The organism is Amycolatopsis melonis, assembly GCF_040064235.1.
GTDB lineage: Bacteria > Actinomycetota > Actinomycetes > Mycobacteriales > Pseudonocardiaceae > Amycolatopsis > Amycolatopsis melonis.
Window position 1 is genome coordinate 417510 of sequence record NZ_JBDZYD010000006.1, and the last position, 22156, is coordinate 439665.

Annotated in this window: 16 protein-coding genes and 1 riboswitch; of the genes, 12 read left to right on the forward strand and 4 right to left on the reverse strand. The window is 72.7% G+C overall.

What is annotated here, in order from left to right:
* Positions 1 to 39 precede the first annotated feature (39 nt).
* From ABJI51_RS18940 to ABJI51_RS18970, 7 genes are all read left to right on the forward strand, one after another.
* Entirely contained in the window at positions 40 to 1518 is a 1479-nt protein-coding gene (locus tag ABJI51_RS18940) for a potassium/proton antiporter (RefSeq protein ID WP_348952352.1), read from the forward strand.
* Positions 1519 to 1650: 132 nt separating this feature from the next.
* Positions 1651 to 2322 (forward strand): M23 family metallopeptidase, encoded by a 672-nt coding sequence (locus tag ABJI51_RS18945; RefSeq protein WP_348952353.1) that lies wholly within the window; start codon positions 1651 to 1653, stop codon positions 2320 to 2322.
* Between the two features lie 93 nt (positions 2323 to 2415).
* A riboswitch (SAM riboswitch) is annotated at positions 2416 to 2530 on the forward strand.
* A 39-nt stretch (positions 2531 to 2569) separates the two neighbouring features.
* The gene (locus ABJI51_RS18950; protein ID WP_348952354.1) at positions 2570 to 3904 is read left to right on the forward strand and encodes an aminotransferase class V-fold PLP-dependent enzyme; all 1335 of its coding nucleotides are present in this window, start codon (positions 2570 to 2572) and stop codon (positions 3902 to 3904) included.
* Positions 3905 to 3924: 20 nt separating this feature from the next.
* Complete coding sequence (locus tag ABJI51_RS18955; protein WP_348952355.1) at positions 3925 to 4572, forward strand: hypothetical protein; 648 nt, start codon at positions 3925 to 3927, stop codon at positions 4570 to 4572.
* On the forward strand, positions 4512 to 5117 hold the full coding sequence (locus ABJI51_RS18960; RefSeq protein WP_348952356.1) for a hypothetical protein: 606 nt from the start codon (positions 4512 to 4514) through the stop codon (positions 5115 to 5117). The genes ABJI51_RS18955 and ABJI51_RS18960 overlap by 61 nt, the downstream gene beginning before the upstream one ends.
* Before the next feature lie 23 nt (positions 5118 to 5140).
* On the forward strand, positions 5141 to 5779 hold the full coding sequence (gene lspA, locus ABJI51_RS18965; RefSeq protein ID WP_431605629.1) for a signal peptidase II: 639 nt from the start codon (positions 5141 to 5143) through the stop codon (positions 5777 to 5779).
* Complete coding sequence (locus tag ABJI51_RS18970; RefSeq protein WP_348952357.1) at positions 5776 to 6705, forward strand: RluA family pseudouridine synthase; 930 nt, start codon at positions 5776 to 5778, stop codon at positions 6703 to 6705. Before lspA ends, ABJI51_RS18970 begins: the two co-directional genes overlap by 4 nt.
* Before the next feature lie 20 nt (positions 6706 to 6725).
* On the opposite strand, the gene ABJI51_RS18975 is transcribed toward ABJI51_RS18970, so the two are convergent.
* Entirely contained in the window at positions 6726 to 7817 is a 1092-nt protein-coding gene (locus ABJI51_RS18975) for a DUF4352 domain-containing protein (protein ID WP_348952358.1), read from the reverse strand.
* A 132-nt stretch (positions 7818 to 7949) separates the two neighbouring features.
* Here ABJI51_RS18975 and ABJI51_RS18980 point away from each other — a divergent pair, with 132 nt between their 5' ends.
* The 3 genes from ABJI51_RS18980 to ABJI51_RS18990 all read left to right on the forward strand — a co-directional run bounded on the left by ABJI51_RS18980 (position 7950) and on the right by ABJI51_RS18990 (position 16910).
* Entirely contained in the window at positions 7950 to 14567 is a 6618-nt protein-coding gene (locus tag ABJI51_RS18980) for a DUF885 domain-containing protein (protein WP_348952359.1), read from the forward strand.
* Complete coding sequence (fahA, locus tag ABJI51_RS18985; protein ID WP_348952360.1) at positions 14564 to 15775, forward strand: fumarylacetoacetase; 1212 nt, start codon at positions 14564 to 14566, stop codon at positions 15773 to 15775. The genes ABJI51_RS18980 and fahA overlap by 4 nt, the downstream gene beginning before the upstream one ends.
* A 94-nt stretch (positions 15776 to 15869) precedes the next feature.
* The gene (locus ABJI51_RS18990; RefSeq protein ID WP_348952361.1) at positions 15870 to 16910 is read left to right on the forward strand and encodes an LLM class F420-dependent oxidoreductase; all 1041 of its coding nucleotides are present in this window, start codon (positions 15870 to 15872) and stop codon (positions 16908 to 16910) included.
* Between the two features lie 122 nt (positions 16911 to 17032).
* On the opposite strand, the gene ABJI51_RS18995 is transcribed toward ABJI51_RS18990, so the two are convergent.
* Positions 17033 to 17632, reverse strand: a complete 600-nt coding sequence (locus tag ABJI51_RS18995) for a class F sortase (RefSeq protein ID WP_348952362.1) — start codon at positions 17630 to 17632, stop codon at positions 17033 to 17035.
* Between the two features lie 254 nt (positions 17633 to 17886).
* Here ABJI51_RS18995 and ABJI51_RS19000 point away from each other — a divergent pair, with 254 nt between their 5' ends.
* Positions 17887 to 18825: a Ppx/GppA phosphatase family protein gene (locus tag ABJI51_RS19000; protein ID WP_348952363.1), complete on the forward strand. Its 939-nt coding sequence runs from the start codon at positions 17887 to 17889 to the stop codon at positions 18823 to 18825.
* Between the two features lie 40 nt (positions 18826 to 18865).
* Positions 18866 to 19048, forward strand: coding sequence for a hypothetical protein (locus ABJI51_RS19005; RefSeq protein ID WP_020646132.1), 183 nt, complete (start codon positions 18866 to 18868; stop codon positions 19046 to 19048).
* Here ABJI51_RS19005 and ABJI51_RS19010 read toward each other — a convergent pair.
* Together ABJI51_RS19010 and ABJI51_RS19015 are read right to left on the reverse strand one after the other, a co-directional pair.
* Positions 19029 to 21428, reverse strand: coding sequence for a glycoside hydrolase family 65 protein (locus tag ABJI51_RS19010; RefSeq protein ID WP_348952364.1), 2400 nt, complete (start codon positions 21426 to 21428; stop codon positions 19029 to 19031). The two genes, ABJI51_RS19005 and ABJI51_RS19010, sit on opposite strands and share 20 nt — an antisense overlap.
* Positions 21425 to 22156 (reverse strand): HAD family hydrolase, encoded by a 732-nt coding sequence (locus tag ABJI51_RS19015; protein WP_348952365.1) that lies wholly within the window; start codon positions 22154 to 22156, stop codon positions 21425 to 21427. The genes ABJI51_RS19010 and ABJI51_RS19015 overlap by 4 nt, the downstream gene beginning before the upstream one ends.

A 22156-nucleotide genomic window follows, 5' to 3' on the forward strand; every position in this document is an offset into this window, starting at 1 on the left:
CACTATCCTGAGTGCCCACGGCACTCGGGAGGAGGCGGCATGGACCAGCTCCCCGTGCTGCTCGGCGTCGGCGGCGTCGTCCTCCTCGCGTCCGTGCTCGCCGTGCGCGTGTCGATCCGGCTGGGGCTGCCGTCGCTGTTGCTGTACCTCGGGATCGGGGTGCTGCTGGGTGAGGCCGGGTTCGGCATCCGGTTCGACAACCCCGCGCTGACCCAGGCCCTCGGTCTCGCCGCGCTCGTCATGATCCTCGCCGAAGGTGGCCTGACCACCCGGTGGTCGGCGGTGAAACCCGCGCTGGGCGCCGGAATCGCACTGTCCACAGTGGCCGTGGTGGTGAGCGTCGCGGTCACCGGCGCGGCCCTGCACTGGCTGCTCGGCCTCGACTGGCGGTTCGCGCTGCTGTGGGGCGCGGTGCTCGCCTCGACCGACGCGGCCGCGGTGTTCTCCGTGCTGCGCTCGGCCGGCATCGGAAAACGGCTGACCGGCGCGCTCGAACTCGAGTCGGGAATCAACGACGCACCGGCCTACATCGCCGTCGTGGTGCTCGCCGAAGGCACCACAGTGGACTGGACGCTGCCGCTGCTGGCCGCCTACGAGCTGGCCGCGGGGCTGGCCATCGGGCTCGGCTTCGGGTTCGCCGGCGGGTTCGCGCTGCGCCGGGCCGCGCTGCCCGCGACCGGCCTCTACCCGCTCGCGACGGTCGCGGTGTGCGTCGTGGCGTACTCGTCGGGGCAGCTGCTGCACGCGTCGGGGCTGCTCGCGACCTACGTCGCCGCGCTGGTGCTCGGCAATTCGCGGCTGCCGCACCGGTCGGACACGCTGTCGTTCGCCGAAGGCCTGGGCTGGCTGGCCCAGATCGGGCTGTTCGTGCTGCTCGGCCTGTTCGCTTCGCCGAGCCGGCTGCTCGACGCGGTCGTGCCGGGCCTGGTCGCGGGCGCGGTCGTGCTGCTGCTCGCGCGGCCGATCTCCGTCGTGCTGTCGATGCTGCCCTTCCGGCTGCCGTGGCGGGAGCAGGCGTTCCTGTCGTGGGCGGGCCTGCGCGGCGCGGTGCCGATCGTGCTGGCGATGATCCCGCTGTCCCACGGCGTGCCGGGCGCGCAGCGGCTGGTCGACGCGGTGTTCGTGCTGGTCATCGTCCTGACGTTGCTGCAGGGCGCGACGCTCGGGCCGCTTGCGCGCCGGCTCGGGCTGGCGAAGAAGTCCGAGCCGCACGAGATCGAGGTCGACTCCGCGCCGCTGGACGAGATGGGCGCCGAGCTGCTGCAGGTCCGGATCCAGCCCGGGTCGAAGCTGCACGGCGTGTACCTGTCCGAGCTGCGGCTGCCGGTCGGGGCGACGATCAGCCTGATCGTCCGCGAAGGCACCGGCTTCACCCCGCAGAAGACGACCCGGCTCCAGGAGAACGACCAGCTGCTGGTCGTCACGACGAGCAAGGTCCGTGACGCCGTCGAGCGCCGTCTTCGCGCGGTCGACCGCGCCGGGCGCCTGGCCCGCTGGAAGGGCGAGTCGGGCCGCTAGCCCGTTCCGCGTTTCGCGAGTTTTTCTCACAAAAATCTCACTCGATCTTCCGTGAGATCCTCCTTTTGGCTTACTGTGCGCTCGTTCCGGTTAGTTCGAATGGGTGAGCATATAGCCTGAGGAGTACGCACGGTGACGAAACTTCGCCTGCCCGGGGCGGGCCTGGCCGCCGCGATCATCGCGGCCGCCGGACTGCTCGCCGCCCCCACCGCGACCGCCGAAGTGGCGCCCTTCCCGACGCTCGCGCTGCCGTTCGCGGCGGGCCAGCAGGTCTACTCGGCCGGCATCCACTCCGACGACGGCAGCACCGGCGTGAAGAACGCGATCGACTTCAGCCCGGCCGACCGCACCGTGCGTGCCCCGCTGGCGGGCACCGTCCACCTCCAGCACTGCGCCGGCGGCGACTGGGTGACCATCGACCACGACGGCGGCTGGCGGACCGGCTACTACCACATGGAAGGCATCAAGGTCACCGACGGCGAGCACGTCGAGGCGGGCACGGTGCTCGGCTCGACCGGCAACGCCCTGCCGTGCGGCGGCACCAGCACGGGCGCCCACGTGCACTTCACGCTGTGGACCCTCCCGGACGCCCCGGCGGCCCGCTCGGACGCGGGCAACTGGAACGGCGTCGCGTTCGGCGCGGTTTCGACAGCCCTGGCAACGGCGTACGGCGAGCCGATCGACGGAAAGGTCCTCGGCGGTTGGCGCTTCACGGCGGGCGAGCAGCAGTACTCGGGAACGGCGACGCACGTGACCGACAACGCGGTCACGCAGCTCCCGGGACGGTTCCGCGCAAAGCTCTGAGACTCGCTCGGGTTTCGGTCGAAGGTGAGCGGCGTCTCAGAATGTGAGTTCGGGGTTGGCCGCCGGGTGCGTTCTCGGTTACCTTTTGGATCAGGTCATGAGTGCCAGCGTGAAGCCCCGGCTTGCTGGCCGGCAACCCTCCTACCGCGGTGGGGTGCCCCGGGTGAGGACCGGGCCGGTCGCGCAGTGCGGCAGGCAAGCGCGGGCCCCTCGCCGGGGTCCCCCGGACTGCCGAGGAGGCACCCCGATGACTCTCGCCATCGCTCGTACCCAGCCCGAAACCGTTGCCGCGCCGGGGATTCCCGCCGTTGCCGGTGCTGCGCTGCGGGTTCCGCTCGTCACCGGCGGGGACATCGGCTACGCCAATCTCGACCACGCCGCGAGCGCGCCGTGTCTCGACGCCGTCCGCCGTGCCGTCGACGAGTTCTTGCCCTGGTACGCCAGCGTCCACCGCGGTGCCGGGTTCGCCTCGCAGGTCTCGACGAAGCTGTACGAACGCACCCGCGACGTCCTGCGCCGCTTCACCGGCGCGCGGCAGACCGACACCGTCGTCTTCACCCGCAACACCACCGACTCGTTCAACCTGCTCGCCCGCAGCCTTCCCCGCCACACCACCGTGATCGTGTTCGACACCGAGCACCACGCCGCGCTGCTGCCGTGGCAGGGACCGAACGTCCGGCGGCTGCCGACCCCGCGCACGCGGCTGGCCGCAGTGTCCGCTGTGGACGAAGCGCTCGCGGATTCCCCGCAGGGACCGCGTCTGGTGGTCGTCACCGGAGCGTCCAATGTGACCGGTGAGCTGCTCCCGGTCGCGGAAATCGCGGCGGTGGCGCGGAAACACGGCGCGCGCGTCGCGCTCGACGCCGCCCAGCTCGCCCCGCACCGTCCGATCTCGATCAGGGAACTGGACGTCGACTACGTCGCCCTCTCCGGCCACAAGCTGTACGCGCCCTTCGGAGCGGGTGCGCTGATCGGGCGTGCCGACTGGCTGCGTGCCGCGCGGCCGTACCTCGCCGGGGGCGGCGCGACCAAGCTCGTCACCGAGGACGCCGTCGTCTGGAACTCCGGGCCGGAGCGGCACGAAGCCGGTTCGCCCAACACCGTCGGCGTGTACGCGCTCGGCGTCGCCTGCGAAACACTCAGCAAGAGCTGGGACGCCGTCGTCGCGCATGAACAGGCCCTGCTCGCCCGGCTGCGCAAGGGACTGGAGGCCATCCCGGGCTGCGCCGAGCTGCGGCTGTTCGACGCGCCGGTCGACCGGGTCGGCACGGTCAGCTTCGTCGTCGACGGCTTCGACCCCGGCTGGCTCGCCGCGGTCCTGTCGGCCGAGTACGGCATCGGCGTGCGCGACGGCGCCTTCTGCGCCCACATCGCGGCCAAGCGGCTGATCGGCGTCGCCGGCGGCGACGGGCAGCAGGCCGTCCGCGTCAGCCTCGGCCTGGGCAGCACCGAAGAGCACGTCGACCGCGTCGTGCTGGCGCTGCGCCAGATCGTCGCCCGCGGTGCGCGCTGGGAGTACACGAAGGTGGACGGCCGCTGGGCGCCCGCCGGCGACCCGCGCGAACTCCCGCCGTTCTGCTGACCCGGGGTTACCCTGTGCCGATGGGGAGAGGGCAGACCTGGGTGCCGCTCGCGCTCGTCGGATTCGCCGAGCTGACGCTGGTCACGGTCGAGTTGTTCCGCCGGTCGGCCGCGGCCGCGGAACTGGGCACGCACTTCTCGGCGACACCGTCCGGCGAGCACTACGAAGGACTGTTCGGCATGTCCTTCGGCGGCTACGGGACTTCGCAGCAGCTGATCGGCATCGGTGATTCGGTGACCGCCTACACCGCGGGCAGCGGCCCAGGCTGGCTCTACGCGCTGATCGCGGCGTTCCTGGCCATCGTGCTCTGGATCGCCGTGACGCGTGACGAGCCGCTGCGGGCCCGGGTGCTGGTGGCGCTGGTCGTGGGCGTGTTCCTCGCCGTCCCGCTGCTGGATCTGGTGGCCTTCCGCCAGTTCGGCCTGGACGCGGGCACGCGCGGCCCGGTGCTGGCGACGCTCGGCCTGGCACTGGTCGCCTGGGCCGGACGCAGCCCGCTGGTGCTCGCGGCGGCCGTGCTCTCCGGCGGGATCGCGGTCGCCGTCGCCGACCTGCCGGGCGTCCTCGTCTCGGCGGCCGTCCTCCTCGCGGCCGCTATCCTGCCCCGGTGGGGAGTGCACCGCGGTACTGGTTCCCGTTGGCCGCGCTGGGATTCGCGCAGCTGGTGATGGTGGTCGTCCACCTGGTCCCGGACGAGCCGAGGCCGCTCGCGGACTTTTCGGCGGGCTATCAGACGCTCAGCGGCTACGGCACCGGCGGGGTCGGCGGCACGACCTATGCGACGGACGTCGTCCGGCTGGGCGGGGTGCCGTCGGCGACGCTCGGCTGGCTCGCCGGGCTCGCCTGCGTGGTCGTCGCCGTGGCGGGCTGGTACTGGTTCGGCCTGCGGCCGCGTCCCGTCCGGTTCGTGCTCGCCACGCTCGGGGCACTGGCCGCCGTCCCGCTGCTCGACCTCGTCGGCTTCCTGGAGCTGCACTGGCCCGGCGACGTGCGCGGCACGCTCCTGGCGACGCTCGGGCTGATCGTGCTGGCGGCGTACGAGCGCAGCTGGTTCGTCGCGGCCGCCGCCGGGGTGTCCGCCCTGGTCGCGCTGGTGTTCCCGCCGGTGCCTGCCGGGGTGCTGTGCTCGGCGGGCGTGCTGCTCGCGGCCGCGTTCGCCGCGCTGCTGTGGCGTCGCGGGGCCGGGCCGGTCACCGCCGCCGACACGCCCTGACCAGCGCCGTGGACAATGGACCGGTGAGCACCGAGCCCAGCCACTCCGAGCCCGACACCGGAACCGCCGCCGAAGCGGTGCCCGACCCCGCCGCCGACGCGCCGGAGAACCCGGAGGTCCCGGCGAAGCCGCTGCTGCCGAAGCGGCGGGTCGGCTGGGTGTTCGCCGTCGCCGTCGTGTTCTGGGCGATCGACCTGGTGACGAAGAACCTGGTCACCGCGAACCTGGAGGGCAAGGAGCCGGTCCGGATCCTCGGCGGGCTGATCTACCTGCAGGTGATCCGCAACCCGGGTGCCGCGTTCTCGATGGCCACCGGCATGACGTGGGTGCTGGCGCTGGTCGCGCTGGCCGTCGTCATCGCGATCGTCTGGCTGTCGCGGCGGCTGCGCTCGATCGGCTGGGCGATCGGCCTCGGCCTGGTCCTCGCCGGCGCGACCGGCAACCTCACCGACCGCATCTTCCGCGCGCCCGGCGGGCTGCAGGGGCACGTCGTCGACTTCATCTCGGCGTTCGCGCCCAACGGCAAGGGCTTCGCGATCTTCAACATCGCCGACTCGGCGATCTGCGTCGGCGGCGCGCTCATCGTGCTGCTGTCGCTGCTGGGCAAAGACTACGACGGCACGTCGACCAAGGACAAGAAGAAGGCGGAGGAGACGGCGTGACCTCGCGGATGCTCCCGGTGCCCGACGGGCTCGACGGGATGCGGGTCGACGCCGGCCTCGCCAAGCTGCTCGGGCTGTCCCGCACGGTCGTCGCCGAGCTGGCCGAGTCCGGCGACGTGCTGCTCGACGGCCGCCCGGCGGGCAAGTCCGACCGCCTCGCCGCGGGCGGCCTGCTGGAGGTCACGCTGCCCGAGCCGGCCAACCCGGTGGAGGTCGTGGCCGAGCCGGTCGAAGGCATGCAGATCCTGCACGACGACGACGACATCGTGGTGATCTCGAAGCCGGTCGGCGTCGCGGTGCACCCGAGCCCGGGCTGGACCGGCCCGACGGTGGTCGGCGGCCTCGCCGCGGCGGGCCTGCGCATCGCGACGTCGGGTGCGGCCGAGCGCCAGGGCGTGGTGCACCGGCTCGACGCGGGCACGACCGGCGTGATGGTGGTGGCCAAGAGCGAGCACGCGTACACGGTGCTCAAGCGCGCGTTCAAGGAACGCACGGTGGACAAGGGCTACCACGCGATCGTCCAGGGCCACCCGGACCCCACCCGCGGCACGATCGACGCCCCGATCGACCGCCACCCCCGCCACGACTACAAGTTCGCGGTCGTCCAGGGCGGCCGCCCGAGCGTGACGCACTACGAGGTGGTCGAGGCGTTCCGGGCGGCGTCGCTGGCCCACATCAAGCTGGAAACCGGGCGCACGCACCAGATCCGCGTGCACTTCTCGGCTCTGCGGCATCCGTGCGTCGGCGACCTGACGTACGGCGCGGACCCGGTACTGGCCCGCCACCTCGGGCTGAGTCGCCAGTGGCTGCACGCGAAGACACTGGCGTTCGCCCACCCGGCCGACGGCCGGTGGGTCGAGTTCGAGTCGGAGTACCCGGCCGACCTGGCCAAGGCCCTGGAGATCCTGCGGGACGAGAGCTACTAGCGCGTCCGGCACCCGGCCGGTCAGTCGTCGATCGACCAGGTCAGGGTGCGCTCGTCCGGTTCCGGGCGGGGACTCCAGCGGACCGAGACCACGCGGGTCGCGTCCGGCAGGACGTACACCGTGTGGCCGCCGAGGGTCTCGCCCGGCTTGACGCCGATCTTGTGCGGGGGCCGCGACGTCAGGGACACCGGGGCCTTGCCGATCGCCTTGCCGTCGGCGGTGAGCAGCTCCAGGTAGTTGTCCGGCAGCGAGGCGAACGGGATCGAACCGCGGTTGGTGATCTCGGTGTGCACGACCACCGCGCGCTCGCCGTCCTCCAGGCGGTAGCCCGCCGCGCTGAACAGGTAGTCCGCCGGGTCCTGGACCTCCAGCAGCTGCACCGAAAGCTGCTCGCCCTCCAGGCCCTGGGTCTCCATCACCTCGCCGAGCCTGCCCCGCTTGCCCGCGGCCGCAGGTTTGGGCGGCTCGTCGCCGCGGGCCCACGACGCCGTCTGCGGCAGGCCCCACGTGCTCACCGCCGGGTCGAGCGGCACCGGCGGCGGCGTGAACGGACGCGAGGGCTGGGGCGGCCGCGGCGGCGGGCCCGGGTACCGGCCGGACGGCGTGCCTTGGACGGCGTGCGGTCCCGAGGGCGTGCCCTGCACGTTGTGCGGCCCGGAAGGCGTGCCGTGCACGGCATACGGTCCCGAGGGCGCGCCTTGCACGTTGTACGGCCCGGAAGGCGAGCCCTGCACGGCATACGGCCCCGAAGGCACGCCCTGGACGTTGTACGGCCCCGAAGGCGTCCCCTGGACCGGCGGCGCCATCGGCGGCGGGGGCTGCTGCGGCACCGGATGCGATGGCGGCACCGGATGTAACGGCGGGGCCGGGACCGGCTGCGGTGGCCGGTTCGCCCACGACGGCGGCACGTTCGCGATCGCCGCCCGCAGCCCCTGCGGGTCGCTCTCGACGCCCACCAGCAGCGGGAGGCCGCTGCCGGACAGCGCGACCAGGCGGTAGGCGACCTCGCGGGGATCCATGCCGACCTTGGCCGCCAGCTCGTGCACCGCGGTCTTGCCGAGGTCGGCGAGCGCGGCGAGCAGGCGGGCATCCACGGGATCGGTCACGGCCACCTGCAGAACGCTACCGCTTCGCCGATCCGGCACCGCCGAAGGCCGTCCGCCGCGGGCGAATACACGGCGTTTCTGTCGGTGCTCTCCGTTAGGGTCGCGGACGAGACACCGACCACCCCGGGGGGCCTGCCCATGACCACGGTCACCGAACTCGCCGACGAGTTCGCCGAAGCGCTGTTCGCCGCCGATCCGCTGACGCCTGCCCTGCTGGGCGTCCGGCCGGCCGAACCCGGCCTGCCGGACCTGTCGGCTGAGGCCGAGCAGGCGTTCCGCGCACGGCTGGTGGACCTCCTGGAGCGGGCCCGCGCGCTCGGCACGGACGAGGACCGGGTCACCCGCGAGGTGCTGATCGCCTCCGCCGAAGCCCGCATCGCCGCGATCGACAGCCGGATGGCCGAGTTCACCGTCACCGACCTCTTCGTCGGGCCGGCCGCGAGCCTGCTCAACGCGCTCCCGATGACGACGGTGACGGCGGGCGAGACCGCCGAGGCGCAGCTGGGGCGGCTGGCCGAGATCCCGCGGTTCCTGCGCCAGGCCGCGCAGCGCCACGCCGAGGGCATCGCCGACGGCCTGCTCCCGGTCGCCCACCTGATCGACGCCGCGGTCGCGCACCTCGACCGCTACCTCGCCGACCCGGCGGCCGATCCGCTGCGCCGCCAGCCCGCGCCGGACGAGGAGTTCGAGCGGCGGCGGGAGCAGCTGCTCGCCGACGTCGTCCGCCCGGCCTTCGCCGAGTACCGCGACTTCCTCGTCACCGAGGTCAGGCCGCACGGACGGCCCGCCGACCGGCCCGGCCTGTCGTGGCTGCCCGGCGGCGAGGAGCGGTACGCGAGCCTCGCGCGGTTGCACACGACGACCGGCCTGACCCCGCAGGAGCTGCACCGGATCGGCCTCGACGTCATCGACGGCCTGGCCGCCGAGTACCGCGAGCTGGGCGCGAAGGTGTTCGGCACCGACGACCTCGCCGAGATCTTCGAACGCCTGCGTACCGACCCGGCGCTGCGATGGACCAGCGGGGACGAAATCCTGGACACCGCACGCACCGCGATCGCGCGGGCGGCCGCCGAAGCCCCGAAGTGGTTCGGCACGGTTCCGGAACAGCAGTGCACGGTCGAGGCGGTGCCCGCGGAGGTCGCGCCCGGCGCACCCGCGGCGTACTACCTGCGCCCGGCGGCCGACGGTTCCCGGCCCGGCATCTACTTCGCGAACACCCACGAGGCCGGCGAGCGGTTCCGGCACACGGCCGAGGCGACCGCGTTCCACGAGGCGGTGCCCGGGCACCACTTCCAGCTCAGCCTCGCCCAGGGCCTCACCGACCTGCCGCTGCTGCGCCGCATCGGCGGCTTCACCGCCTACATCGAGGGCTGGGGCCTCTACAGCGAGCGCCTCGCCGAAGAGATGGGCCTGTACTCCGACGACATCGCGCGGCTGGGCATGCTGACCGCCGACTCGATGCGGGCGGCCCGGCTGGTCGTCGACACCGGGCTGCACGCGCTGGGCTGGAGCCGCGAGCAGGCCGTGGACTACTTCCTCGAGCACACGCCGGAAGCGCGCGTCGAGGTCGAGACGGAGGTCGACCGCTACATCGCGTGGCCGGGCCAGGCACTGGCGTACATGGTGGGGCGGCTGGAGATCCAGCGGATGCGCAGGCGCGCCGAGGAGCGGCTCGGCTCCCGGTTCGACGTCCGCGCGTTCCACGACCTCGTGCTCTCCGGCGGCGCGCTGCCGTTGTCGGTGCTCGGCTCGGTCGTCGACGAGTGGGTGGCCGGGCACGGCGACACCGTGGCCGGCCTGGCGGCCGAGTTCGTCGAGCTGTCCCTCGAGCAGGAGCCGCTGTCGGCCTCGGTGCTCGGCCTGCCCGGCGACCACGACCGGCTCGCCGAGCAGACGCGGGAGGCGCAGGAGCGGTACCTCGCCGCCTTCACCGCTCTCGGTGCCCGCGCGCGGGCGATCCCGGACGACGGGCTGACGCCCGAGGAGGTCGTGACCCGGGAGGTCATCGTCGGCGCGGCCGAGGTCGAGACCGGCAGGCTCGGTGCCCGGACGGCCGACATCGCGGTCAGCGACGGGCTCACCGCGCCCGCGCTGGGCCTGCTGATCCAGCTGCCGTACTACCGGCTGGACGACGAGCGGAAGGCGCGCGGCTACCTGGCCCGGCTCGGCGCGATCGAGCGGTATCTCGCCGACCTGACCGACCGGCAGCGCGAGAGCCTCGCCGAGGGGCTCGTCCCGCCGGCGTACCTCGCCCGGGTCGGTATCGAGTACATCGACCGCTACCTCGCCGCGCCGGACAGCGACCCGCTGAAGGTCGGCACCACGGCCGAGGTCGAGGGCTTCGAAGCCGAGCGCGACCGCCTGCTCGCCGAGGTGGTCCGCCCCGCCTACGCGCGGTACCGCGACTTCCTGCGCACGGAGGTCGAACCGGTGGGGCGGCCCGACACCGCACCGGGGATCTCCCACGTCCCGGACGGCGCGCAGCGGTACGCCGCGCTGATCCGCGCGGAGACGACCACCGAGCGCACCGCGCAGGAACTGCACGAAACCGGGCTGGCACTGATTGAAAAGCTCGCGGGGGAGTACCGCGAGCTGGGGGCGAAGGTCTTCGGCACCACCGATCTCGCCGAGATCTTCGAGCGGCTGCGTACCGATCCGGCGTTGCGCTGGCGGGACGGCGAGGAATTGCTGTCCGCCGCGCGGGACGCGATCGCTCGCGCGGAAGCCGTTGCGCCGCAGTGGTTCTCCCGGATCCCGGCGCAGAAGTGCGAGGTCGCTCCGGTGCCCGAGGCCGAGGCGGCCGGTGGGACGATCGCGTACTACCTGCCGCCGTCGCTCGACGGGACACGCCCCGGCGTTTACTACGCGAACACCTACGAGGCCGCCAAGCGGCCGCGGTTCACCAGCGAGGCGATCGCGTTCCACGAGGCCGTGCCGGGCCACCACTTCCAGCTCAGCCTGGCCCAGGAACTCGGGGACCTGCCGCTGCTGCGGCGGATCTGCATGTTCAACGCCTACGCCGAGGGCTGGGGCCTCTACGCCGAGCGGCTGGCCGACGAGATGGGCCTGTACTCCGACGACGTTTCGCGGCTGGGGATGCTCACGCAGGATTCGATGCGGGCGGGTCGGCTGGTCGTCGACACCGGCTTGCACGCGCTCGGCTGGAGCCGCCGGCAGGCGATCGACTTCCTGGTGGAGCACACGCCGATGGCGCGGCTGGAGATCGAAGCCGAGGTCGACCGGTACGTCGGCTGGCCGGGCCAGGCACTCGGATACATGGTCGGCCGCCTGGAGATCGAGCGGCTGCGGGCCGAGGCCGAGGCGGCGCTGGGCGAGCGGTTCGACATCCGCGGCTTCCACGAGGTCGTGCTCGGGCACGGCATGTTGCCGCTGTCCGCACTGGCCAAGGTGGTCGGCGACTGGGTGGCGAGCCAGGGCGACACGCCCGGCAGGCTCGCCGACGAGCTGGTGGACCTGATCTTCGAGCGGCAGCCGCTCATGCCGTCGGTGTTCGGCCTGCCCTGCGACCACGCCAAGCTGCCCGATCCGAGCACTGAGGCCGAAGCCGGATTCCGCGCCCGCTACGCGGCGATCGCCGCGCGAGCCGAGGCGATCGATCCGGCCGGGCTGCCCGCCGCCGAGCGGGTCACCCGCGACGTGGTGATCTCCCAGGCGCGCACGGCGATCGACGTCATCGACTCCCGCCGGGCCGACGTCGCGGTCAGCGACGGGCTCGGCGCGCCCGCGCTGCAGCCGCTGCTCTTCCTGCCCCAGACGGTGCTGGACGACGAGCCGAAGGTGCGCGGGTACCTGGCCCGGCTGGCGGGCATGGGGAACTTCCTGGACACGCTGATCGCCCGGCAGCGCGCCGCGGTGGCCGAGGGGTTCGTGCCGCCGGAGTTCCTGGTGCGTGTCGGCATCGGTTATGTCGACCGGTATCTCGGCGCGCCGGACAGTGATCCGCTGCGCGTGACACCGCCGTATGCGCTCGACGGGTTCGAGGCCGAGCGCGACCGCCTGCTGGCGGAGATCGTCCGGCCGGCGTTCGCGCGGTACCGGGCGTTCCTGGCCGAGGAGGTGGCGCCGGTGGCCCGGCCGGAGACGTCACCGGGCATCGGGCAGCTGCCCGGTGGGCCGGAGCGCTACGCGGCGTTGATCCGGGCCGAGACGACGACCGAGCGCACGGCTGAGGAACTGCACGAAACCGGCCTGGCGATCATCGCGAAGCTCGCGGGCGAGTACCGCGAACTGGGGCGGAAACTGTTCGGCACCGAGGATCTCGCCGAGATCTTCGAGCGGCTGCGTACCGATCCGGCGTTGCGCTGGCGGGACGGCGATGAGCTGCTGTCCGCCGCGCGCGATGCGGTCGCTCGCGCGGAAGCCGTTGCCCCGCAGTGGTTCTCGCGGGTTCCGGAGCAGAAGTGCGAGGTTGCGCCGGTGCCCGAGGCCGAGGCGGCAGGCGGGACGATCGCGTACTACGTGTGGCCGTCGTTCGACGGGACGCGCCCGGGGGTCTACTACGCGAACACCTACGAGGCGGCTCAGCGGCCGCGGTTCACCAGTGAAGCCGTCGCGTTCCACGAAGCCGTGCCGGGCCACCATTTCCAGCTCAGCCTCGCGCAGGACCTCACCGGCGTGCCGCTGCTGCGGCGGATCGCGGACGTCAACGCCTACGCCGAAGGCTGGGGGCTGTACGCGGAGCGGCTCGCGGACGAGATGGGCCTGTACTCCGACGACGTCTCGCGGCTGGGGATGCTGACGCAGGATTCGATGCGGGCGGCACGGCTGGTGGTCGACACCGGGCTGCACGCGCTCGGGTGGAGCCGTCAGCAGGCCGTCGACTACCTCGTCGAACATACGCCGATGGCCAAGCTGGAGATCGAGGCGGAGGTCGACCGCTACGCCGCGAATCCCGGGCAGGCACTCGGGTACATGGTGGGACGCCTGGAGATCGAACGGCTGCGGGCCGAGGCCGAGGCGGCGCTGGGCGAGCGATTCGACATCCGCGAGTTCCACGACGTCGTGCTGGGCAGCGGAACCGTGCCGCTGCCGGTACTGGCGGACCTGGTCCACGCCTGGGTGGCGAGCCGGGCCTACACGCCCGGCCGGCTCGCCGACGAGCTGCTGGAGCTGATGTTCGAAGCCCAGCCGCTGCTGCGGTCGATCCACGGCCTGCCGGGGGCGCACGACAAGCTCGCCGACCAGACCGCGGAAGCCGCGGCCCGGTACCGCGCCGGGCTGGCCGGGATCATCGCGCGGGCGGAGGCGATCGACGCGGCGGCGCTGTCGCCGTCCGACCGGGTCACCCGGGACGTCGTGATCTGGCAGGCCCGGGTCGAGATCGACATCCGCGACTCCGGCCGCGCCGACCTCGCGGTCAGCGACGGGCTGGCCGCGCCTGCCCTGGAACTGCTGATGGAGCTGCCGCAGACGATCCTCGACGACGAGGCCAAGGCCCGCGGCTACCTGAGCAGGCTGGCCGCGATCGGCACCTACCTGGACCAGCTGATCGAACGGCAGCGGGCCGCGCTGGCGGAGGGCCTGGTGCCGCCGGAGTTCCTGGTGCGCATCGGCATCGGCTACGTCGAGCGCTACCTCGGGGCGCCGGAGGAGGACCCGCTGAAGGTGCCGGTCCACGGGCTCGAGGCGGAGCGCGACCGGCTGCTCGCCGAGGTCGTGCGGCCCGCGTACGCGCGCTACCGCGACTTCCTGGCCGGCGAGGTCGTCCCGGTGGCGCGGCCGGAGACGTCGCCGGGCCTGTGCGACCTGCCGGGCGGCGCGGAACGGTACGCGGCCCTGATCCGGGCCGAGACGACGACCGAGCGCACGGCGCAGGAACTGCACGAGACCGGGCTGCGGATCATCGGGCAGCTGGCGGAGGAGTACCGCGAGCTGGGCGCGAAGGTGTTCGGCACGACCGATCTCGCCGAGATCTTCGACCGGATCCGCACGGACCCGGCGTTGCGCTGGCGGGACGGCGACGAGCTGCTGGACACGGCCAGGAGGACGATCGCGCGGGCGGAAGCCGTGGCGCCGCAGTGGTTCCTGCGCGTTCCGGAGCAGCGGTGCCAGGTCGCCCCGGTACCGCCCGCGGAGGCCGACGGTGGGTCGATTGCCTACTACATCGAGCCGTCGCTGGACGGGTCGCGGCCGGGCACGTACTACGCCAACACGCGGGACGCCGAGCAGCGGCAGCGGACGCTCGCCGAGTCCGTGGCGTTCCACGAAGCCGTGCCGGGGCACCATTTCCAGCTGACGCTCGCCCAGCAGCTGACCGGCGTCCCGCTGCTGCGCCGCATCGCGATGTTCAACGCCTTCGCCGAGGGCTGGGGCCTGTACGCCGAGCGGCTCGCGGACGAGATGGGCCTGTACTCCGGCGACGTCGCCCGGTTCGGGCTGCTGACGCAGGACTCGATGCGGGCGGCGCGGCTGGTGGTGGACACCGGGCTGCACGCACTCGGGTGGAGCCGTCAGCAGGCGGTCGACTACCTGCGGGACAACACGCCGATGGCCCCGATCGAGATCGAGGCGGAGATCGACCGGTACGCCGGGCATCCCGGCCAGGCGCTGGGCTACATGGTGGGACGGCTGGAGATCGAACGGCTGCGGGCCGGAGCCGAGGAGGCGCTGGGCGAGCGGTTCGACATCCGCGAGTTCCACGACGTCGTGCTGGGCAGCGGAACCGTGCCGCTGCCGGTGCTGGCGAACCTGGTGGACGACTGGGTGGCGGAGCGTGCCGCCCGAGACGAGGAGTGAACGTGACCTGGCTCGACCTCGCCGACGACACGCCGTTCGGCCTGGACAACCTGCCGTACGGCGTCTTCTCGGTCGCCGGGGCGCCGGAGCGCCGGATCGGCGTGCCGGTCGGCGACCGGGTGCTCGACCTGACCGCGGCGGCCGCCGAGACCGCCGCCGCGTTCGCCCCGCTGCTCACCGCCGGCGTGCTCAACCCCCTGCTGGCCGTCGGGCCGGCCACCTGGCGGGAGGTCCGCGAGAGCGTCCGGGAGTGGCTGACCGAGCCGAAGTACGCCGACCGCCTGCGGCCGCACCTGGTGCCGCTGGCCGAGGTGACCACCCACCTGGCGTTCGAGGTCGCCGACTACGTCGACTTCTACTCCAGCGAGCACCACGCCCTCAACGCCGGCAAGATCTTCCGGCCCGACGCGACCGAGCTGCCGCCGAACTGGAAGCACCTGCCGATCGGCTACCACGGCCGGGCCGGCACGGTGGTGGCGTCCGGCACGCCGATCGTCCGCCCGCACGGGCAGCGCAAGCCGCGCAACGCCGAGACGCCGTCGTTCGGCCCGTCGCAGCTGCTGGACATCGAGGCGGAGGTCGGGTTCGTCGTCGGCGTTCCGTCCACTGTGGGCACTCCAGTGTCCACAGCGGACTTCGCCGACCACGTCTTCGGCGTCTGCCTGGTCAACGACTGGTCGGCGCGCGACATCCAGGCCTGGGAGTACCAGCCGCTGGGGCCGTTCCTCGGCAAGTCGTTCGCGACCTCGGTGTCGCCGTGGATCGTCCCGCTCGCCGCGCTGGAGCACGCCCGCGTCGACGGCCCGCCGCAGGACCCCGAGCCGTTCGAGTACCTGCGCACCACCGAGAAGTGGGGGCTCGACCTGGCGCTGGAGGTCCGGCTCAACGGCCACCTGGTGTCGAGCCCGCCGTTCGCCACGCAGTACTGGACGGCCCCGCAGCAGCTGGCGCACATGACGGTGAACGGCGCGAGCCTGCGCACGGGCGACCTGTTCGCCTCGGGCACGGTGACCGGCCCGGAGCGCGACCAGCGGGGTTCGTTCCTGGAGCTGTCCTGGGGCGGGCGCGAGCCGTTCGAGCTGCCGGGCGGCGAGACCCGGACGTTCCTGCAGGACGGCGACGAAGTGGTGATCAGTGCGACGGCCCCCGGGCCGGGCGGGTCGCGGATCGGCTTCGGCGACGTGCGGGGGACGGTGGTGCCGGGCTGATCCGGAGGAAAGTGGTGGCGGCCACACCGGCGGGCGGGGGGCATCCCGCATAATGACGGGCGACTAAGCGCTTGCTCAGCACGGGAGGACGTCCATGAGGATCGGGACCGCGATCAGCTACGCCGGAGGCTTCGCCGAAAGCGTCGCCGACATCGTCGAACTGGAGAAGGTGGGCCTCGACGTCGTCTTCGTGCCGGAGGCGTACTCGTTCGACGCGGTGAGCCAGCTCGGCTACCTGGCGGCGAAGACCGAGCGCGTCCAGCTGGCGTCGGGCATCTTCCAGATCTACACGCGCACGCCGACGCTGACCGCGATGACCGCGGCCGGGCTCGACTTCGTCTCCGACGGGCGGTTCATCCTCGGGCTCGGCGCGTCCGGCCCGCAGGTCATCGAGGGCTTCCACGGCGTGAAGTACGACGCGCCGCTGGGCCGCACCCGCGAGATCGTCGAGATCTGCCGCCAGGTGTGGCGCCGCGAGCGGGTCGTGCACGACGGCACGCACTACACGATCCCGCTGCCGCCGGAGCAGGGCACCGGGCTGGGCAAGCCGCTCAAGCTGATCAACCACCCGGTGCGCGAGCGGATCCCGGTGCTGCTGGCCTCGATCGGGCCGAAGAACGTCGCGCTCACCGCCGAGATCGCCGAGGGCTGGCAGCCGATCTTCTTCCACCCGGAGAAGGCCGCCGACGTCTGGGGCGCGTCACTGGCCGAGGGCCGGGCGAAGCGCGACGCGGCACTGGGCGAGCTGGACACGTTCGTCACGGTGGCACTGGCCATCGGCGACGACGTCGAGCCGCTGCTGGACCACCTGCGCCCGGTCCTGGCGCTCTACATCGGCGGCATGGGCGCGCGGGGCAGGAACTTCTACAACGACCTCGCCCGCCGCTACGGCTACGAGGCCGAGGCGAAGCTGATCCAGGACCTCTACCTCGACGGCAAGAAGGAGGAGGCGGCAGCGGCGGTCCCGGTCGAGCTGCTGCGCGCAATCTCCCTGGTGGGCCCGGCGGGCTACGTGAAGGAGCGGCTGGAGGCGTTCAAGGAGGCGGGCGCGACGACGCTGGTGGTGAACCCGCTGCTGCCGGGTCGCGAAGCCCGGGTGGCGGCGGTGTCGCGCCTGCGGGAGCTGATCGGCTGAGCGCTTCAGGCCGGGACCGCGTACACGGCCACCCGCGCGCCGACGCTGGTGGTGAACCCGCCGGGCCGCGAAGCCCGCGTGGCGGCGGTGTCTCATCTGCGGGAGTTGATCGACTGAGCGCTTCAGGCCGGGACCGCGTACACCGCCACCCGCGCGCCGATCTGGCCTGCGATGTCGAGGCTGCCGTCGCTGGTGATCAGCCTCAGCTGTGGTCCCGGGCCGTCCGGGGTCACCAGCACGCTGTCCGGGGTCTCCGGCGGGAACAGCGCCGTCCTGCGGACCGTGAAGCGGGTCTCGTGGCCCGCGTCGTCGCGGACCGTGATCGTTGCTCCCGGCTTCAGGGTGTCCAGGCGGGCGAACGCGCCGTTCGCGTAGCCGAAGCCCGCGTGGCCCGACAGGACCGCGACGCCCGGGGCACCCGGGACCGGGCCGTCGGCGAACCAGCCGACGCCCAGTGCCGTGCCGGGCTGCTCGCGGCGGCCGTCGACGTGCCCCAGTGCGACCACGTGGTCCAGCGCCAGGTCGAGCGCGGGAACGGCCACCGCCGCCGGGGGAGCCGCGGCCGGGGGCCGGTCGGCGGCCGCCGCGCCCGGGGTGACCGTCGTGGCCGGGGTGAACACCGTCGTGACGCCGAGCAGGACGCAGCCCAGCCCGGCCACCACCGCGAGCACGGCGGCGGCCGGCCGGACGAGCTCGGATCGCCGCTCGGGCCGTTCGCTCACGTTCCCCTGCTCCACACCGCTGTCGATGCCCGATTAATCGCCCGGCGGCGGGTGGGCGTTACCGAATCGTGTCCCCCGCCCTCAGAGTTCACTCATTCGGGTTATCACACTGTGACCTTCGTCCCCGCCGGGTGCGGCCGGACGTCCCCAATATCGCGAATGTCCTGCGCCGAAGCGTGAGATCGGACATCATTGCTGGTTTCGAACCGGAGTACTGGGGATATTCATCCGGCGGAAGTGAGGTGCCCCGACCCGTGCGCAAAATCGAAGAGCCCGCCGTGGGCGTGCTGGACGTCGGCTCGTTCAGTGCCCGGCTGGTCGTGGTGCCGGTGGACGGCTCGCCCCGCGAGCCGGTGCTGAACCACCAGACCCGCCTGCGCCTGGACCGCGAGCTCGACGGGCACGGCCGCCTCACCGACCGCGGCGTCGCCGCCGTCACGGCCGCCGTCGCCGCGGGGATGACCGCCGCGTACCGCCACGGCGTCGGGGGCGTCTACCCGCTGGCGACGTCCTCGATCCGCGACGCGGCCAACGCCGCCGACGTCGTCCGGCACGTCGCCGGCGAAACCGGTGTCGAGCTGCAGTTCCTCTCCGGCCGCCGGGAAGCCGAGCTGGCCTACCTTGCCGCCCGCCGCTGGTACGGCGAGGCCGCCGGGCCGCTGCTCGTGCTCGACATCGGCGGCGGGACCGTCGAGCTGGCCGCCGGCCACGGCGAGCGGGCCGCCTTCGCGCGGTCGCTGCCGCTGGGCGCCCGGTCGATGACGCGGGACTGGCTGCCGTCCGAGCGCGTGTCGAACAAGCAGGTCAAGGCACTGCGGGCGCACGCACTCGACGTCGTGACGACCACGCTGGGTGCCGCCGGCGTGCCCGATCCCCGCGTGGTCGGCTGCTCGAAGGTGCTGCAGCAGCTGGCCCGGCTGGCGGGCTCCCGTCCGGGGAAGTGCCGCGAGCTGCGGCTGGACGACCTGCGCGCGTGGATCCCGCGGCTCGCCGCGCTGCCGCCGTCGAAGCGCGCCGAGCTGCCGGGCATCTCCCGCAGCCGCGCCCACCAGGCCCTCGCGGGCGCGATCGTCGCCGAAGCACTGCTGACGGTCGCGGGCGGCAAGGTGACGATCTGCCCGTGGTCGACCCGCGACGGCCTGCTGCTCACCCTGCAGGACAAGGCACGGGAAGCCGGGAGCCGCGCCGCCTGAGCGCTGGCCGTTCCCGGCGAAACCGGGTATTCCGGAAGACATGAGCGAGCAGCAGCGCATCCACGCCCACGACGACGAAGACGACGAGCTTCCGAAGCTGCCGAAACCCGGTCAGCTGACCCACGACGTGCCCACCGCGCCCGACCCGGACGTCAGCCCGGGCGGGACCGAAGAGGTTCCGGCCCCGCCCGCGCGCGACGTCGTCAGCGACCTTCCTCAGTGACCGGATTCGCGGGCTCGACGTACTGACGCACCTTCGCCGCGTCACGCCGCGTCGGGGCCCGGCCTGTTGGCTGCTTCGGCGGTTCGCCCGCATCGATCTTCGGGATCCCGAACCGCTGTGGTTCCGCGGTGATCGTGACGCGCTCGCCGTGGTGCAGCAGTTCCAGGGGACCGCCGTCGAGGACGTGGTAGGTCGCCTGGTCGCGGTCGATCTCGACCTGGAAACGCGTGCCGCGGAAGGTCAGGCGGAAGGCGATCCGGTTCAGCTGCGGCGGCAGCTTCGGCGCGAACGCCAGCGTCCCGCCGTGGTCGCGCAGCCCGCCGAACCCGGCCACCGCGCCCTGCCAAGCCCCGGCCAGCGACGCCATGTGCAGGCCGTTGCGCACGTTGTTGTGGACGTCGTGCAGGTCGGTCAGCGCGGCTTCGGCGAGGTAGTCGTACGCCAGCTCCAGGTGGCCGACCTCGGCGGCGACGACCGCCTGCGTCCCCGCCGACAGCGAGGAGTCGCGCACGGTCCTGGCCTCGTAGTAGGCGAAGTTGCGGGCCTTCTCCTCCGGGCTGAACGAGTCGCCGCACAGGTGCAGCGCCAGCACCAGGTCCGCCTGCTTCACCACCTGCTTGCGGTACAGGTCGAAGTACGGGTAGTGCAGCAGCAGCGGGTAGTGCGCGGGATCGGTGTTCGCGTAGTCCCACTCGTCGTGGTCGAGGAACCCTTCCGACTGCGGGTGCACGCCGAGTTCTTCGTCGTAGGGCACGTGCATGGCCGCGGCGGCCGCCCGCCAGGAGTCCAGCTCGACGGTGTCGACGCCGAACCGCGCGGCCACGTCCGGGTGCCGCTCGCACGACTCCGCCGCGGCCAGCAGGTTCCGGCGGGCCATCAGGTTCGTGTAGACGTTGTTGTCCGCCACCGCCGAGTACTCGTCGGGCCCGGTGACGCCGTCGATGCGGAACGCGCCGTGCCGGTCGTGGTGGCCCAGCGACGCCCACAGCCGCGCGGTTTCCAGCAGCAGCTCGGTGCCGTAGTCGCGCTCGAACTCCTCGTCGCCGGTCGCGTTGAGGTAGCGCAGCACCGCGTCGGCGATGTCCGCGCTGACGTGGAACGCCGCCGTGCCTGCCGGCCAGTACGCCGAGCACTCCGCGCCGTTGATCGACCGCCAGGGGAACGCCGCGCCGCGCAACCCCAGCTGGTGCGCGCGTTCCCGCGCTTTGTCCATTGTGGAGTGACGCCAGCGCAGCGCGTCGCGCGCGGCGTCCGGGATGGTGTAGGTGAGCACCGGCAGGACGAACGACTCGGTGTCCCAGAAGGCGTGGCCGTCGTAGCCGGGGCCGGTCAGCCCCTTGCCCGCGATCGCGCGGCTTTCGCCGCGGGCCCCGGCCTGCAGGATGTGGAAGAGCGCGAAGCGGACCGCTTGCTGCAGCTCGGGATCGCCGTCGATCTCGATGTCCGAGGTGGCCCAGTAGTCGTCGAGGAACTGCCGCTGCTCGGCGAGCAGGCCCTTCCAGCCGGTCTGGCGCGCGCCCGCCAGCGCGGCCTCGACCTGCGAGCGCAGCGCCGGCACCGAGCGCTGCGCCGACCAGCCGTAGGCGAGGAACTTGGTGATGCGCAGCCGCCCGCCCTTCGGGACGTCGACGGCGACGGTGAGCCGCGCGAGGTCGTCCTCGGAGTGGATGCGGGCGCGGATGCCGTCGTCCACCTCGATCTTGTGGTCCATCGCCGCGGCCATCCGCAGCCCGGACCGGCGGGTCTGGTGCACCAGCACGGCGTTGTACTCCGACGCGCGGTGGAACTGGCCCACCAGCGGCGATTCCAGCGCGGCGGCCACCCGCGGGTCGCTGGTGTCGGACTCGATGGGCTCGTTGGCCAGCAGGTCGGACTGCACGACCAGCTGCAGGTCCTCGTCGAGCGGCTCGACCTCGTACCGGATGGCGGCGATCGCGCGCTGGGTGAACGACACGAGCCGTTCGGTGCGCACGCGGACCCGCCGCCCGGTCGGCGACGACCACTCCGTGGTCCGGCTGAGCGTGCCCTTGCGGAAGTCGAGGACGCGGTCGTGCGCGGTGGCCGCGCCGTAGCGCATGTCGAGTGGTTCGTCCTCGACGAGCAGCCGGATGATCTTGCCGTCGGTCACGTTGACGACGGTCTGCCCCTCTTCGGGGTAGCCGTAACCGGCTTCGGCGTAGGGAAGTTCGTGCTGCTCGTAGAAGCCGTTGAGGTAGGTGCCGGGCAGCCCGCGCGGCTCGGCTTCCTCCAGGGTGCCGCGCAGCCCGATGTGGCCGTTGGACACCGCGAACGCCGATTCGGTGCGCTGCAGGGCGTCGACGTCCATGCCGCGCCAGCGCAGTTCCCACGGCGCGCATTCGTAGCCGTGCCGTTCGGTCATCGGTCCTCCAGCAGGTCGGCGAGGTCGTCGACGACGATGTCGGCCCCGTGGGCCTTGAGCGCGGCGGCCTGGTTCGCCCGGTTGACGCCGACGACGTACCCGAAGCCGCCTGCCTTCCCGGCCTGGACGCCGGACTGGGCGTCCTCGAACACGGCGGCGTGCGCCGGCGCGACGCCGAGTGCCTCGGCGCCGGCGAGGAAGGAGTCCGGGGCGGGCTTGCCCTTGAGGTGCCGCTCGCGGATGACGAGGCCGTCGATCCGGGCTTCGACGTATTTGCTGAGGTCGGCGGCATCGAGCACCTTGGCGCCGTTCGCGGACGACGTCACGACGGCGACGCGCAGGCCTGCCGCCTTGACCGCCTCGAGGTAGCGCACCGAGCCGGGGTAGGGATTGACCCCGCGTTCGTCGATGATCTTGAGGACGAGTTCGTTCTTGCGGTTGCCGACGCCGTTGACGGTCGGGGCGTCCACCGGGTCGTCCGGCGTGCCCTCGGGCAGCTCGATTCCCCGTGACCGCAGGAACTCCCGCACGCCGTCGGCGCGCGGGCGGCCGTCCACATAGGCCGCGTAGTCGAGATCGGTGAACTCGGCGAACCCGGCGCCGTCGCGGGCGCGCAGGAATTCGTCGAACGTCCGTTTCCAGGCTTCGCGGTGGAGAATCGCCGTCCCGGTCAGCACTCCGTCGAGGTCGAACAGGCAGGCGGTGATGGCTTCCGGCAATCCCGTCAT